Origin of the sequence: Actinoplanes sp. NPDC020271 (genome assembly GCF_044388125.1) — a bacterium.
In the GTDB taxonomy this organism is placed as follows: Bacteria; Actinomycetota; Actinomycetes; order Mycobacteriales; family Micromonosporaceae; genus Actinoplanes.
Genome location: NZ_JBIRWQ010000023.1, coordinates 29074 through 43880, shown reverse-complemented (window position 1 = coordinate 43880; position 14807 = coordinate 29074). Strand labels below are relative to the sequence as shown.

Genomic DNA, 14807 nt, shown 5'->3' with positions numbered 1-14807 from the left:
CGTGGGATTCGTTACACCGAATCCGGAATCCTCAGATCTTCCCGGAACGTCCCGCCCCGGCCCGCGAGGGGTGACAGGCCGGTTGCATCCGTCCGGTACCCTTCGCCGCGCTGCTGAACGCATCGACGACGGGGGATTCGGGTGGTTGCACGCAGGCAAGCCCTGCTGGGTCTGGTGGTGGTGCTCTCGGCCGGCGGCTGCTCGTCGTCCGACGACACCGTCACGACGCCGGGCCTGGCCGACCGCGACACGGTGCTCACCACCGTCAAACCGGCCCGGCAGGACCTGAGCAACACCATCAGCCTGAACGGCAAGGTGGCGATCAACCCGGTCTTCGGGATCGTCGCGCCGGCCGACGGCGAGCTGCGCTGGGTCAGCCGCACCCTGCCCAAGGAGGCCGACGACACCCCGGTCTGGGTGGCCAGCGTCTGGCACGACGGAATTCCGCGGCGTGTGGAGATCCCGGCCGGATCGATCTTCGCCGGGCGGCTCATGGCGGACCACGCCACGGTCACCAAGGGGATGCCGATCGTCTCGGCGACCCATGCGGGGTACGGGATCACGGCCGACGTCGACAGCGCCCAGGCGTACCGGATCTCGGGGGCCGTGCAGCAGGTGAAGGCGCAGATCAAGAACGGTCCCGGGCCGTTCAGGTGCACCGCCCTGGGCACGATCGCCGCCCTGCCCGCCGGGACGGTCCCCGTGCCGGTCACCACGACGCCCCCGACCCCGGCCGCCTCCGGTGCGCCACAGCCGGTCGAGACCGGCGACCCCGGTGCGGGCTCGTCCGGCTCCGAGCCGACCGGCCTGCGCCTGGTCTGCGTGCCCCCGGCCGGTGTCAAGCTGATCAACGGCGCCGACGTGACGATCGAACTGGTCACCGACAAGGCCACCGGCGTCCTGGTGCTGCCGGTCGAGGCGGTCGCCGGCTCGCAGGGCAAGGGCAAGGTCGACCTGGTCGTCGGCGACGATCAGACCCGCAAGACGATCGACGTGACCCTCGGCATCTCCGACGGCAAGGTCATCGAGATCAAGAAGGGGCTCAAGGGCGACGAGACGATCGCCGTCCCCGGCCCGAACCTGCCGGCCCCGGAATCGACGCAGTGACCGAGCTGATCGGCCTCACCGGGATCACCAAGGTCCTCAAGGGGCAGAAGGAGCCGCGCACCATCCTCGACGGGGTCGGCCTGACCGTCCGGGCCGGGGAGAGCGTGGCGATCGTCGGACGCTCCGGCTCCGGCAAGAGCACCCTGCTCAGCGTGCTCGGGCTCTTCGACCGGCCGGACTCCGGGACCTACCTGCTGGACGGCCGCGACATCAGCCGGCTCCCCGAGCGGCACGCGGCGAAACTGCGCAGCTCGCACTTCGGTTTCGTGTTCCAGCGGTTCTTCCTGCTCAAACACCTCACCGCCGCGCAGAACGTGGCGATGGCGCTGATCAACGGACAGGGCTGGCAGCCCCGCCGGGAACGCCGGGCCCGGGTGATGCAGGCCCTCGAACAGGTCGGCATCGCACACCTGGCGAAGAACCGGCCGACGAAGATGTCCGGCGGCGAGCAGCAGCGCGTGGCCATCGCCCGCGCGCTGGTGCGCGACCCGCGGATCCTGCTGGCCGACGAGCCGACCGGCGCCCTCGACACCGAGACCGGCTCGATCGTCATCGACGCGCTGCAGTCGGCGACCACCCGCGGGTGCGCGCTGGTGCTGGTCACTCACGACCGGGACCACGCCGCGCGGATGGGCCGGATCCTCGACCTGCAGGCCGGGGTGCTCTCCGAACGGGCGTCGGCGCTGTCCCTGGGCGGCCCCACGGCCCCGCTCCCGCACCTCGGAGGGCCGGCGGCGTGATGCGACTCTCCGGGCGGCTGCGCTCCGCCATGATCATCGGCGGTCAGGGCATCCGCGCCCGCAAACTGCGCACCCTGCTCTCCATGGTGAGCCTCTTCCTCGGCGTGCTCGCCGTGGTCGTCGTCCAGGCCGGTGCCGGCATCGCCGAGCGGCTGCAACTCTCCGACCTGGAACTGCAGGCCGGCAAGGACGGCACCAAAGCCCTCTACCTGCCCCCGGTCGCCGGGGCCGGTCAGGCCGTCGTCGACGTCATGAAGGGCCGCGGCGACGCGGTCGGCATGTTCGGGACCAACGCGGTCATCGGCGAGCCCGGCGTGCGCGCGGTCAACGAGGGCGGCTCGCCCTTCGACCAGGACTGGGGCGGCTCGGCGCAGATCTGCGACAACTCGGGTAAGTGCCACGACCCGAACGCCGGCAAACCGCAGGGGCAGGCCATCGAACTGCGGCTCACGGCACTCACCGGGGACGTGCGCGCGTTCCGGCCGTACCAGCAGAAATCGGGTTCGTGGCTGGACTTCGGCACGACGCCGATGCTCGCGCCCCGGATCGTCCTCAACGAGGAGGCGGCCAAGGGTTTCGAGCGCTATCACGTGCCCGCCGAGATGCGCGTGAACGGGTCCACCGCCGACCTGACGCCCCAGATCGTGGGGGTGGTCAAGGACGGAAATTCCCAACCCCAGGCCTACGTACGTCTCGACGAGCTCACCAACTGGATCCCGCTGAGCAAGCTGACCGACCCGAACAGCGGTTTCTCCGACACGCAGGTGCTGATGGCGGGAGTCACCCCGGTCGAGCCGGTGCTGATCGCCAAGCTCAAAGGGCTCGGGGCCGCCGACGTCACCGTGGAGACGATCAACTCCCGCAAGGAGATGAAGGACGAGCTCAACCTGCTCCGGATGATCTTCCTCGCGATGGCCGGGCTGGTCCTCGTGATCGGCGCGGCCGGCGTCCTCAACGTCGGCCTGGCCACGGTCGGCGAACGGGTCGAGGAGTTCGCGCTGCGGCGGGCGGTCGGCACGCCCCGGGCCGTGCTGGCCGGCATCGTGCTGGCCGAGACGCTGCTGACCGGACTGTTCACCGCCGCGGCGGCGATCGGGGTGAGCGTGGCCGCGCTCAAGGCGGCGACGATCTTCCTCGGGCCGTCCCAGCCGTTCCTGCAGGGGGTGGAGTTCCCCTGGTCGGCCGGGGTCTCCGGGGTGATCGCGGGGCTGGTGGCGGGAATCCTCGGCGGGTTCATCCCGGCGATCCGGGCCGCCGGGATCCCGATCGCCACCGTGATGCGCGCCTGATCACCCGGTCGTCCGCGGGGCCACCCGGCGCCCGCGGACGATGACGGCCCGCGGCTTGTCCAACTGGCCGAGGTCGGTGCGCGGGTCCGCCCCGAACACGACCGCGTCGGCCGGGGCGCCGTCCACCAGACCGGGCAGGCCCAGGTAGGACCGGGCCGCCCAGGACGCGGCGGCGATCGCCCGATGCGGGGACACGCCGGCAGCGACCATCGCGCGGACCTCGTTCGCGATCCCGCCGAGTGGCCGGGTGTCGGTTCCGGCCAGGACCGTCACCCCGGCCTCGACCGCGGCGGCGGTGAGGCGGCCGTGCGCGCTCGCCCCCGGAACCTGCCAATGGGTCCGCGCACGCTCCGGATCGGCCAGGATCGTCGCCAGATGACCCGTGATCGCGGACAGGGTCGGGGTCAGCGCGGTGCCCTGCTCGGCCATCCGGGCCAGCAACTCCGGGTCCAGCCCCATGCCGTGCTCGATCGAGTCGACCCCGGCCTCGACCGCGACCCGGCCACCCTCGGCGTGCTGCGAGTGGACCGCGAGGCGCCCGCCGGCCGCGTGCACCCGGGCGACCGCCTCCCGCAGCACCTCCACCGGCACCACCTGGTCGCCGGGTTTCCAGTCGACGACGATCTTCGCCCAGCCCGTACGGGCGGCCTGCTCGGCCGCGACCGCGGGCAGCTCGGCCGGGTCGGGGCGGCGTCCCCAGCCCGGCATGAACTGACCCTGCTGGGCGAGCCACGGGCCGGCGTGGACCGCGCGCGGGCTCTCCGCCGACGTGCCGAACCAGTCCGGCGGGTCACCCGCGAGGCCCGGCGCGCGGATCAGCGTCACGCCCGACTCCAGGTGCAGCCGCAGGTCGTCCCGGAGCACGCCCTCGTCCAGGGGACGGCCCGGCTCCTCGGCGCCCGGGTGGGTGTGCGCGTCGACCAGCCCGGGCAGGATCCAGCCCTCGGCGACGAGTTCGGCCCCGGCCACCGGGTCCGTGGTCCAGCGGTCGCCGTCGGCGTAGAGATCGACGGGCTCGCCGTCCGGAAGAGCGACACCTCGGACCCTCAGCACAGCCATCCGGTGAGACTAGGCGATGACCTTCGCCCAGCGTTGCACCGTGTGGAAGCCCTCGGCCGGGCCGGCCCAGAAATAGCCGTAGACGGGCGTGTCACCCAGGACCGGGCCGACCTCGGTGAGCAGCGCCCGGGCGGTCTCGCGGTCCTGGTCGGACAGGTACGCGGCCAGCGCCAGCCAGTGCCGGGCGGTGACTCCCCGACCGGTCAGGCGGTGGTGCTGACCGGCGCGCCACTTCGCCGCACAGCAGGTGATCTCGGCGGCGACCTCCGGGCGACGGAAGTACGCCTTGGCCGCGGGCAGGGCCGGGAACTCCCGCAGAGCGAACTCGAAATGCGCCAGCAGCGGCAGCAGCACCGTCGGCGAGCCGGTCGGAGCAGCGGCCGCGGCACCGCGGGCGGCGGTGAACATCTCGTCGTGGGTGCCGTACCACTTCGCGCACGCGAAACTCACCGCGGCCAGATGCGCCTCGAAGTGGTGCGGATCCCGGCGCAACGCCTCCCGCAGCGACCGGGCGAAGTCGCCGGCCTGGCGGTACCCGTCCGCGAACATCGCGTTCATGCTGTTCACCAGCGGGTGGGCGTCGTCCGGGTTGAGGTCGGCGGCCCGCCGGGACGCGTGGACGGCCAACCCGGCGTCCTGATCCAGCAGGGTGCGGGCGCGCAGGATCGCCACCGCCGGGTCGTCCGGCACCGCGGCCTCCCAGGCGAGCAGCCAGCGCGGATCCTGCGCGGCGGCCGCGGCCAGCACCGACAGGCGGCGGGCGCGGACCTCCCAGTCCCGGCCGGTGGCCGCGATCAGGCGGTGGACCGCGGTCCAGTCACCGGCCAGCGCCCGGTCGCGGGCGGCCCGCAACTCCAGGTCGGCCTCGGCGGGGTCGGTGTCCGGGGCGTTGGCCTTGCGGAAGAGTCCGAGCATCGTCGCTCCTATGCGGTCAGAGGCAGGTCGCCGCCGGTGTCGGCGCCGCCCGGAACCAGGGTCAGGTGAAAGCTGCTCGCGACGGCCGTGGCGTCCACGGCGAACACGATCCGCCGCTCGCCCCGGGCACCCGGCGCGACCGTGCTGACCACCCAGCCGGTGCCGGCGACGGAGTACGTGCGGGTCGCGGCGGCGGGGCCGGTGCGGGTGCCGGGGGAGGGGTCGGTGCGGGCCGCCCATACGCCGATGCCGGCGTCGGCCGTCGAGACGCCGGCGACGGCGACGACAGTCGTCCAGCGGCGGCGGGGCGGGGCGTTCATGGCCGGGACCATCGGCACCGGCACCGCTGACCTGAGACCGAACGGCAACCGGAGGCATACCGGGAATCACGGCCGGGGCGCTTCACCCATGCGATTGCTCAGGTCATCCGGATGATTGTTCGCGACGGTGCCACAACGAGGAACTGGACACCCGGAGCCGGAGTCCTGGCCGGTTCCGCTCCCTGCGGCGACGTCGTCACCGCCGGCCGGGCAGCGTGAAAATGGTCTCGCCGGCCGGGAAACGAATCGTCAGACGACGGGCCTCCGGCGGCGGAACGGGCCGGAAATCCCAGTGCATCCGCCACGGGGTCTCGGGGCCGCCCCCGCTGCCGCCGGTCCTCCGGTACTCGGTGCCGGCATCGTCGGTGACCGTGATCGGGACGTGAGGGAAGGTTGTCGCCCCCGGTGACGTCGGCGGCTGCCGATCCGGTCCGGTGCTTTCCGCCCAGGCCGTCACAGCGGCGCGATAGCCCTCGGTGGTCGCCCTGGTCCGGGGCGTGTCCTCGGCGTCGAGCGTGACCTCGACGTGGTTGGCGATGCTGACCCGGACCAGCAGCGCCCGCACGCCGCCGATCTCGGCGGCCACGACCGGCGCCGGCAGCGGCAGCCGGACGCGTGGCACCCGCTCGACGGTGATCAGGTAAACATGGTCCGGGTCGTCCTCGTGGAAGTCGACGTGCAAGGCGGCGGACCCGTCCACCAGCCGATCGTGGTCGAGGCGGGTCATGCTGCGGTGCGCGACCGTGCGGCGCCGCGGCCGCTCGAACAGCGCGTCGAGCGCCTCCTGGAAGTTCATCCCGTCCTCCACGATCCGGTCGGCTCCGCCGCGAGCACCGTATCGCGCCCCTTCCGGACATCGGCCGCTGTCCATAGATTCGGGGAATGAACCCGCTCGAGGTGCTGACGCTGGACGACCTGCGCCGGCGGACCAGCCTGAAATGGAACTCACACCCCGGGGACGTCCTGCCGCTCTGGGTGGCGGAGATGGACGTACCGCTCGCCCCGGCGGTCCGCGACGTGCTGCACCGGGCGGTCGCGGCCGGCGACACCGGCTATCCCTGCGGTCACGGGTACGCCGAAGCCCTGTCCCGCTTCGCCCGGCAACGCTGGAACTGGCCCGGCCCGGCAACCGGCCGGACCGCCGTGGTGTCCGACGTCATGACAGGCATCGTCGAAGCGTTACGCCTGGTCACCGAGCCGGGCAGCACCGTGGTCGTCTGCTCCCCGGTCTACCCGCCGTTCTACGCGTTCGTCACGCACGCCGGGCGCCGCGTGATCGAGGCCCGGCTCGGCGCCGACGGGCGGCTCGACCTGGACACCCTGGAAGCGGCGCTGCGGACGCGTCCGCAGGCGCTGCTGCTGTGCAACCCGCACAACCCGACCGGTGCCGTGCACACCCGCGACGAACTCACCGCGGTCGCCGCGCTCGCCCGGCGGCACGGGGTGCGGGTCATCTCGGACGAGATCCACGCGCCGCTGGTGCTGCCCGGGGCGGTCTTCACGCCGTACCTCGGCATCCCCGGGTCGGAGGACGCTTTCGCGATCTTCTCCGCGTCGAAGGGCTGGAACCTCGCCGGGCTCAAAGCCGCGGTGCTGGTGGCCGGGCCGGACGCCGCCGCTGACCTGGCGCGGTTGCCGGAGGAGGTCGGTCACGGGCCGAGCCATCTCGGGGTGCTCGCGCACACGGCCGCGCTCGCCGGCGGCGGCGCCTGGCTCGACGACCTGATCGCCGGCCTGGACCGCAACCGTGACCTGCTCACGGCCCTGGTCGCCGAACACCTGCCCGGGCTCCCGCTGATCCGGCCGGAGGCCACCTACCTGGCCTGGCTGGACTGCCGGCCGCTGGGCATCCCGGTCGCTGACGGCCCGGGCGTGGTGTCCGAGCTGGACGGTCCGGCCCGGATGTTCCTGGAACGCGCGCGGGTCGCACTCAGCTCGGGCCACGTGTTCGGGACGGGCGGCGCGGGCTTCGTCCGCCTGAACTTCGCGACGTCCTCCACGATCCTGCGCGAGGCCGTCCGGCGCATGGCCGCCGCGATTTGATCCCGATCGGCGTCGAGGAGCGACAACCCGAGCAGCAGCCCGGCGTCGACGTCGGAACCGACCCCGGCGCCCGCGATCAGAATCCGCCGTGCGTCGCTCAGGGCCTCGAAGAACGGCAGCCGCCACCGGAGGTCCTGAGCGCGGTGACCGCCGTCGCCGCATCCGGTCGACCGGCCTGCCCGGTGGTGGCGTGAGCGGAAGGAACCGGCCTGCGCGCCGGCCGCCGTCATCGATCGACTACATTTTCCCGTACGACGTGAGGGTGCGCACCGCCTGCAGCGTCACGATGCCGCGCCACTCCAGCAGCGACGCCTGGCTCGGCGGCTCCCACGGGACCGGCCAGCCGCCGTCCTCCTGCTGGTCGGCGGCGAGCTGCTCCAGGTGGGCGTCGAGCTGAGCTTCGTCGAGAAGGTTCCGCCACGGCGAGTCGGCCAGGGGTGCCACGGTGAGCGGGGTCAGGCCGTACTCCCCGGGTTTGGGCATCGTCTGGAACAGCGGGGACGTGGTGATCCGGGCGAGGACCGCCGGGGCGGCCCGGGACGCGCGGTCGCGGTCCGGGACGTACGCGAGGAAGGTCAGCACCTCGTTGAGCCCGTGCGTCTCGTCGGAGAGTTTCCCCGACTCGATCGTCTCCCACAGGTACTCGGTGGCGGCGTCCCGCCACGGGTGCGGAAAGTCCAGCCGGTGCAGCAGCCCGGCCAGCCCGGCGGTCGGGTTCACCCCGGGTTCGTAGGTCCAGCCGGTCCAGTGCGCCGCCCGCGGATACCCCTCGATCACCGGGAACGCCAGCGGCACCGCGCCGCCCGTGCTGACCCCGGTCAGGTAATCGCAGGCCGGCCCGAGCAGCTCCCGCGAACCGATCGCGGCCAGGGCCTGGAACGCGACCTCGACGTCGACGGGCAGGCTCGCCGGGCAGCGTTTGTCCGGTTCCAGACCGTGCCCGAAGCCGCCGTCGGCGTTCCGGTAGCCCCGCAGCACGTCGACCACCCCCTGCGGCGGTCCGTCGCGGAAGAGCACCTCGAACAGGCGGCGCTCCAGCAGCCGGCCTTCGGCCTGAAGAAACTTCTCTGCGGTACGGAGGTCAGCGCTCATGCCCCGATGCTATTGGCGCTTTCCGTCGTACATCTTGTAAGAATCGGCCATGGGATACGTCGAGTCGGCACCGCCGGACGGCTTGCGCGACGCCGTCGCCTGCCTCTGGCGCAGCACCGTCACCGGCGAGCGCACCGGCGATGCCATGCCGATCCTGCCCGACGGTTGCGTGGACCTGATCTGGCAGAGCGGGCGCGGCGCGTTCCTGGCCGGCCCGGACACCGGCCCGGTGGCGGACACCGGTCCGGTGACGAACGCCGGCCCCGGTGGGCGGCACGTCGTCGTCGGGGTGCGGTTGCGAGCCGGCGCCGGTGGGACCGTGCTCGGGATGCCGCTGACCCCGCTGCAGAACCTGCGCCCCGACCTGGCCGACCTGGGTCTTCGCGCGGAGCTGCCGGGTGAGCTGGCGCCGGGGGAGGCGCTGCGCCGACTGGTGACACTGACCGGGCGGCTCGTCGAGGAGCGGCCCGCGGATCAGGTCATGCTGGCCGCCGCGCGGCTCCTGCGGGATCCCGGGCTGCGCGTTCCCGAGCTCGGTGACCGGCTCGGGGTCAGCGACCGGCAGTTGCGGCGGCGGTTCGGTGCGGCGGTCGGGTACGGGCCGAAGACGCTGCAGCGGGTCTACCGGTTCCGCCGGTTCCTGAGCATGGCGGGGCAGGGGAGCCTGGCCGAGTTGGCGGTGCGGGCCGGGTACACCGACCAGGCGCACCTGACCCGGGAGACCGCCGAGTTCGCCGGGATGACCCCCGGCGAACTCGTCCGGCGCAGAAGACCCGGGCGTGAGCCCGCTGCACCGCCCGGCCCCGGCTGAGTCGTGGATCAGCAGTAGCCGGAAGGGCACTCGCCGCTGGCGAGCAACTCGTACTGCTTGCAGGCCGGGCAGATCGGCTGGTCCGGTCGCGGCGCCGGACGGGTCGACCTGGTCGTCGCCTTGGCTGCCTTCGGGGCGGCCGGCGCACGGGTCGCGGCGGTGCGCGGCGTCTTCGGCGGGCCGGACTTGCGCAGCTCGACTGCCTGGACCGCGGCGGCCAGGATCGCGTCGTAGTTCGTGTCGATCAGGCCGGCGTCGACCGACACGAACGGCACCGGATCGTCCGGGTCGATCACCGTCGCGCCGTAGATCGTGCCCGCCACCTCGTCGGCCTGGTTCCGCGCGACCGCGATGTCGACACCACCGGGGTGGATGTTGACCGCGATGTTGCGCGCGCCCTGCGGCCGGATCTGGATGCTGCGGCCTGCCGGTTTCACGTCGACGCTGGTGTTCGCCCGCAGCTCCAGGAGCAGCCGCGCCACCGAGGGCGCCGCTCCGACGCCGTCGTCGTCGGAACCGGTGTCGTGCACGTCCATCTCGAAGCCCTTCCGCTGTCCACGGCGACCGGGTGACCAGCGATCCCCGCCGCCCGTGAGCCGTCGAGGCACGAGCCTACCCGGCGGGGTGATCGCCGTTTGATCCTCCCGGACCGCGGCGCCCTCCGGGCCGGATCACTCCGACAGGACCCCGCGCACGCAGGGCCGGCCGGCGCGACCGGGCACCCCAGGTCAGCCGGGCCGGCCCCGCCCACGTGCGTCACGCCGGCGTCGCCCGCCCTGACCTGCGCCGATGTCGCCCGCCCTGAGCTGCGCCGGCGTCGCCCGCCCTGAGCTGCGCCGGCGATCCCGGCATGCGGACCGCGTCCACGCCGCCGGTCCCTGTCCTGCGCGCCGGGCAGCGCGTCCGGTCCCGGTCATCCGGCTGGATCGCGGCCGGGACCCGTGGACGTGCCGGCCGAGCGGCCCCGGCCGGGCGCCGGCGGTGTTTCGTGCCGTTTGTTGCACCCCTGATCGCCGGCCGAGCAGCGCGGGCCGACCGCCGGCGGTGTTTCGTGTTGTTATTGCGCATCGACGAGCATTGTTGCTGGGAGCGCTCCCATGTAACGATGTCGTGAACTGCCTTCCGTTCTCGAAGGAGCGCTCCCCCATGCATGTCCGTAAATGGCTGGCCGGCGCCGTGGCGCTCGCCGCCGCGGCGGCCACGGCCGCAGTCCTCACCACGCAACCCGCGAACGCCGCCGCCGGCGGGACCGGGACCGGTTACCTGCACACCAACGGCAACAAGATCGTCGACAGCACGGGCGCCACCGTCCGGCTGACCGGCATCAACTGGTTCGGCATGGAGACCGACAACAAGACGTTCCACGGGCTGTGGTCCAGCAACCCGTGGAAGAGCCAGCTCGACACGATGGCCTCGCTCGGCTACAATACGCTGCGGGTGCCGTTCTCCGACGACGCGCTCAAGGCCGGGGCGACCGCGACCGGCATCAACGACTTCGTCAACCCGGACCTGGTCGGGCTGTCGCCGCTGGCGATCCTGGACAAGGTCGTCGCCTACGCCGGCACCAAGGGGATGCGGATCATCCTCGACCGGCACCGGCCGACTGCCGCCGGTCAGACGGCCCTGTGGTACACCACCGCCGTACCGGAAAGCACGTGGATCTCCGATTGGAAGATGCTGGCCCAGCACTATGCCGGCAACAGCACCGTCATCGGCGCCGACCTGCACAACGAACCGCACGCCGAGGGCACCAACCCGGCCGCGACGGGGGCGTGCTGGGGCTGTGGTGACACCACCCGCGACTGGCGGCTCGCGGCGGAACGGGCCGGGAACGCGATCCTCGCCGTACAGCCGAATTGGTTGATCTTCGTCGAGGGTGTCAGCTGCCCGAGCGGTGGCCTGTCCAACGTCTGGGACGGCGACACCAGCAACGACGAGGACTGCGGCTGGTGGGGCGGCAACCTTTCCAAGGCCGGAGATTTCCCGGTACGCCTCGACGTGGCCAACCGCGTGGTCTACTCGCCCCACGAGTACGCGACGTCGGTCTACCACCAGGCGTGGTTCGACGACCCGTCCTACCCGGCGAACATGCCGGCCATCTGGGACCACTACTTCGGCTACCTGTACAAGCAGAACATCGCGCCGATCATGATGGGCGAGTTCGGCACGACGCTCGCCAGCAACGTCGACAAGGTGTGGCTGCAGGAGCTGATGAAATACACTGGCACCGGCGTGAACGGGATGTCGTTCACCTACTGGTCGTGGAACCCGAACTCCGGGGACACCGGCGGCATCGCCAACGACGACTGGACCACGATCAACCAGGCGAAGCAGGCCATCCTGCAGCCGTACCTGATCCCGCCCGTCGGCGGCGGCACCACCGGCCCGTCCCCGTCCACCTCGGCCAGTTCGTCCAGCGGTCCCGCGCCGACCGGCGCCTGCAAGATCACCTACACGCAGGACAACGCGTGGCAGGGCGGCTTCCAGGGTCAGGTCAAGATCCAGAACACCGGTGGCGCCGCGGTCAACCCGTGGCAGATCACCTGGACCTGGCCGTCCGGCGTGACGCTGGTCAACGGCTGGAACGCGACGGTCACCCAATCCGGTACGACGGTCACCGCGGCGGCGCCGAGCTACTCCTCGGCACTCGCGGCGGGGGCTTCGGTCACGGTCGGATTCACCGCCAACGGTACGGCCTCGGCCCCGGCCGCCGTGAAACTCAGCGGCGTGGCGTGCTCATGAGACGCCTCCTGCCCGTCCTCACCGCGGTGGCCGTGGCCGGCGCCGCCGTGAGCATCGCCGGTCTCGGGCCGGCGCACGCCGCGGCGGCCACCTGCGCCGTCGCGTGGACCGCGAACAGCTGGAACACCGGATTCACCGCCGACGTCAAGGTCACCAACCTCGGTACGGCGGTGACCTCCTGGACCCTGGGCTGGACGTTCCCCGGGAATCAACGGGTGACGTCGGCCTGGAACGCGACGGTCACCCAGTCCGGGGCGGCGGCCACCGCCACCAGCGTCGGCTGGAACGGTCCCCTGGCGACGGGCGCGTCGGCGAGTTTCGGCTTCCAGGGCACCTACTCGGGGACGAACGCCGCGCCGACCGCCTTCACCTTCAACGGGGTGTCCTGTGGCGGTGACGTGACGCCGTCCCCGTCGGGCAGCGCCTCGACGTCGCCGTCCCCGTCGGTGTCGGCATCGGCATCGGCATCACCGTCGGCATCGGCGTCGACGCCGCCCGCACCTCAAGGCGGGGACGGATTCGAGTCGCAGACCGGCACCGTCCCCACCGGATCGTGGACGGTGACCAGCCCGGACTGCTCCGGCGCCGGCACCGCCACCATCGACCGGACGGTCGCACACACCGGCACCACGTCGCTGCGGATCAACGGTGCGGCGGGCTACTGCAACCATGTCTTCGCCCGCAACACCGCCCTGGTCAGCGCCGTCAGCGGCACCTGGTACGTCCGCTACTGGGTCCGGCACACCACCGCCCTCCCGGCCGCGCACGTGGCCGCCGTCGCCATGACGGACGCCAACGACGGCGGAAAGGATCTGCGTTTCGGCGGCCAGAACGGTGCCCTGCAGTTCAACCGGGCCTCCGACGACGCCACCCTGCCCGAGCAGAGCCCGGCCGGCGTGGCGCTGTCGAAGCCGCTGCCGGTCGACACCTGGAACTGCGTCGAGTTCAAGGTCGACGGCACCGGCGGCACGATCGAGACCTGGCTCAACGGCACCTCGGTGCCCGGCCTGATCGAGGACGGCACCCCGACGCACGACATCGACAGCCAGTGGCTCAACCGCACGTGGCGCCCGGCCCTGACCGACCTGAAGCTGGGCTGGGAGAGCTACGGCGACGGCGCCGACACCCTCTGGTACGACGACGTCGCGGTCAGCAACACCCGCAACGGCTGCTAGGAACCCGCGCGCCGGCTCGACGTGGCTGTCGAGCCGGCGCGTAGGCCGTTCAGCGCTGTGACGACGGCCTCCGCCGCGCCCAACGGCACGAGATGATCGACGCCGAGAAGACGCAGGAGACGGCAGCCGGGGGATCCGCCGCGCCGCCTCGACACAGGCCGGGCCGACCGGCGGCCGATCCTGATCCCCGACCGGCAGCACCGACGGCACGGCGACCTCCTCCCGCCGTGACCACGCGTCGCCGCCCCTCCGCAGCCGGCCTTGTTCTGATCCTCGCGTCGGAGCACGCAGCGGCAGCGCGCTGTGCGGCCGTGCCAGGCCGGTGCCAGGGCCGTGCCAGGGCGCGGCGCCAGTCTCGTCCCATGAACGTCACCATCATCGGTGCCGGCCTCGCCGGTCTCACCCTGGCTCGCGTCCTGCACCTCCACGGCATCGCGTCCGTCGTCCACGAGGCCGAACCGTCCCCGGCGGCCCGCGGGCAGGGCGGCATGCTCGACATCCACGACTACAACGGGCAGCTCGCGGTCGCCGCGGCCGACCTGATGGACGAGTTCCGCGCGCTGGCGATCGAGGGTCGTCAGGCGTTCCGGCTGGCCGCTCCGGACGGGACGGTCCTGTTCGACAAGGCCGACGACGGCACGGGAGGCCGGCCCGAGGTGCAGCGCGGCGAGCTGCGGCAGATGCTGCTGGACTCGCTGCCGCCGGGCACGGTCCGGTGGGGCCGCAAGGTGACCGGCGCCCGGTCGCTGGGCGACGGACGCCACGAGGTCACGTTCGCCGACGGCTCGGCCGAGGTCACCGATCTGCTGGTCGGGGCGGACGGCGCCTGGTCGCGGGTCCGGCCGCTGCTGTCGGCCGCGACACCGGAGTACACCGGCGAGTCGTTCGTGGAGACCTACCTGTACGACGCCGACGAGCGTCACCCGGCCGCCGCGGCGATCGTCGGCGGCGGGACCCTGGCCGCGGCCGAGGGGGACCGGGCCGTCAACGCGCACCGGGAGCGCGGGTCGACCCTGCACACGTACGTGGTCCTGCCCCGCCCGCTGGACTGGTTCGCGGCGATCGACTTCACCGACTTCGACGAGGTCACGTCCCGGATCGCGGCGGAGTTCGAGGGCTGGGCGCCGGCGCTGACCTCGCTGATCACGGCCAGTGACACCCAGCCGGTGCTGCGCCCCATCTTCGCGCTGCCGGCCGGGCACCGCTGGGAGCGTACGCCCGGGGTGACGCTGATCGGTGACGCCGCGCACCTGGCCGCCCCGGACGGTGAGGGCGCCAACAACGCGATGCTCGACGGCGCCGATCTCGGGGAGGCCCTGGCCGCGCACCTGGGTGACGTGGAGGCGGCGCTGACCGATTTCGAGGAGCTGATGTTCGAGCGGGCCGCGACGCCGTCGGACGGCGCCGAGTTCTTGGAGCAGATCTTCGGCCCGGACGGTCCGCCCGAGCACCTGGCGGAGATCTTCGAGCCGTGAGTCGTGGGGCCGGGCGGGTGCCCGGCCCCGACTTCGGCC

At 72.6% G+C, this 14807-nt stretch carries 14 protein-coding genes; 8 read left to right on the top strand and 6 right to left on the bottom strand.

Annotation, left to right across the window (positions count from 1 at the left end):
* The first annotated feature begins 141 nt into the window (after positions 1-141).
* From ACH442_RS36120 to ACH442_RS36110, 3 genes are read left to right on the top strand one after another with little or no spacing between them, the layout of a single operon-like run.
* Positions 142-1107 carry an efflux RND transporter periplasmic adaptor subunit gene (locus tag ACH442_RS36120; RefSeq protein WP_396342576.1) on the top strand — a complete coding sequence of 322 codons (966 nt, stop codon included), beginning with the start codon at positions 142-144 and terminating at the stop codon, positions 1105-1107.
* Positions 1104-1847, top strand: coding sequence for an ABC transporter ATP-binding protein (locus ACH442_RS36115; protein ID WP_396342575.1), 744 nt, complete (start codon positions 1104-1106; stop codon positions 1845-1847). Before ACH442_RS36120 ends, ACH442_RS36115 begins: the two co-directional genes overlap by 4 nt.
* A complete protein-coding gene (locus ACH442_RS36110; protein WP_396342681.1) occupies positions 1847-3136 on the top strand; it encodes an ABC transporter permease in 1290 nt (429 codons plus the stop codon). The genes ACH442_RS36115 and ACH442_RS36110 overlap by 1 nt, the downstream gene beginning before the upstream one ends.
* Here the strand turns inward: ACH442_RS36110 and ACH442_RS36105 are convergent, their stop codons facing one another.
* The 4 genes from ACH442_RS36105 to ACH442_RS36090 all read right to left on the bottom strand — a co-directional run bounded on the left by ACH442_RS36105 (position 3137) and on the right by ACH442_RS36090 (position 6226).
* Positions 3137-4195, bottom strand: a complete 1059-nt coding sequence (locus ACH442_RS36105) for an amidohydrolase family protein (RefSeq protein WP_396342574.1) — start codon at positions 4193-4195, stop codon at positions 3137-3139. It lies immediately after the preceding gene.
* 9 nt (positions 4196-4204) lie between these two features.
* A complete protein-coding gene (locus ACH442_RS36100) occupies positions 4205-5110 on the bottom strand; it encodes a hypothetical protein (protein ID WP_396342573.1) in 906 nt (301 codons plus the stop codon).
* A gap of 8 nt (positions 5111-5118) precedes the next feature.
* The gene (locus ACH442_RS36095; RefSeq protein ID WP_396342572.1) at positions 5119-5430 is read right to left on the bottom strand and encodes a hypothetical protein; all 312 of its coding nucleotides are present in this window, start codon (positions 5428-5430) and stop codon (positions 5119-5121) included.
* A gap of 196 nt (positions 5431-5626) precedes the next feature.
* Entirely contained in the window at positions 5627-6226 is a 600-nt protein-coding gene (locus ACH442_RS36090) for a hypothetical protein (RefSeq protein WP_396342571.1), read from the bottom strand.
* 86 nt (positions 6227-6312) lie between these two features.
* Here ACH442_RS36090 and ACH442_RS36085 point away from each other — a divergent pair, with 86 nt between their 5' ends.
* Complete coding sequence (locus tag ACH442_RS36085; RefSeq protein WP_396342570.1) at positions 6313-7473, top strand: MalY/PatB family protein; 1161 nt, start codon at positions 6313-6315, stop codon at positions 7471-7473.
* A 237-nt stretch (positions 7474-7710) separates the two neighbouring features.
* Here the strand turns inward: ACH442_RS36085 and ACH442_RS36080 are convergent, their stop codons facing one another.
* Positions 7711-8565: a hypothetical protein gene (locus ACH442_RS36080; RefSeq protein WP_396342569.1), complete on the bottom strand. Its 855-nt coding sequence runs from the start codon at positions 8563-8565 to the stop codon at positions 7711-7713.
* A gap of 49 nt (positions 8566-8614) precedes the next feature.
* Between ACH442_RS36080 and ACH442_RS36075 the strand changes: the two genes are divergently transcribed.
* Positions 8615-9376, top strand: a complete 762-nt coding sequence (locus ACH442_RS36075; RefSeq protein WP_396342568.1) for a helix-turn-helix domain-containing protein — start codon at positions 8615-8617, stop codon at positions 9374-9376.
* Between the two features lie 8 nt (positions 9377-9384).
* Here ACH442_RS36075 and ACH442_RS36070 read toward each other — a convergent pair whose 3' ends face one another.
* Complete coding sequence (locus ACH442_RS36070) at positions 9385-9912, bottom strand: hypothetical protein (RefSeq protein ID WP_396342567.1); 528 nt, start codon at positions 9910-9912, stop codon at positions 9385-9387.
* Positions 9913-10522: 610 nt separating this feature from the next.
* Here ACH442_RS36070 and ACH442_RS36065 point away from each other — a divergent pair.
* The 3 genes from ACH442_RS36065 to ACH442_RS36055 all read left to right on the top strand — a co-directional run bounded on the left by ACH442_RS36065 (position 10523) and on the right by ACH442_RS36055 (position 14768).
* Positions 10523-12118, top strand: coding sequence for a cellulase family glycosylhydrolase (locus tag ACH442_RS36065; RefSeq protein WP_396342566.1), 1596 nt, complete (start codon positions 10523-10525; stop codon positions 12116-12118).
* The gene (locus ACH442_RS36060) at positions 12115-13293 is read left to right on the top strand and encodes a cellulose-binding domain-containing protein (protein ID WP_396342565.1); all 1179 of its coding nucleotides are present in this window, start codon (positions 12115-12117) and stop codon (positions 13291-13293) included. The genes ACH442_RS36065 and ACH442_RS36060 overlap by 4 nt, the downstream gene beginning before the upstream one ends.
* A gap of 362 nt (positions 13294-13655) precedes the next feature.
* Positions 13656-14768: an FAD-dependent oxidoreductase gene (locus ACH442_RS36055; protein WP_396342563.1), complete on the top strand. Its 1113-nt coding sequence runs from the start codon at positions 13656-13658 to the stop codon at positions 14766-14768.
* Positions 14769-14807 lie beyond the last annotated feature (39 nt).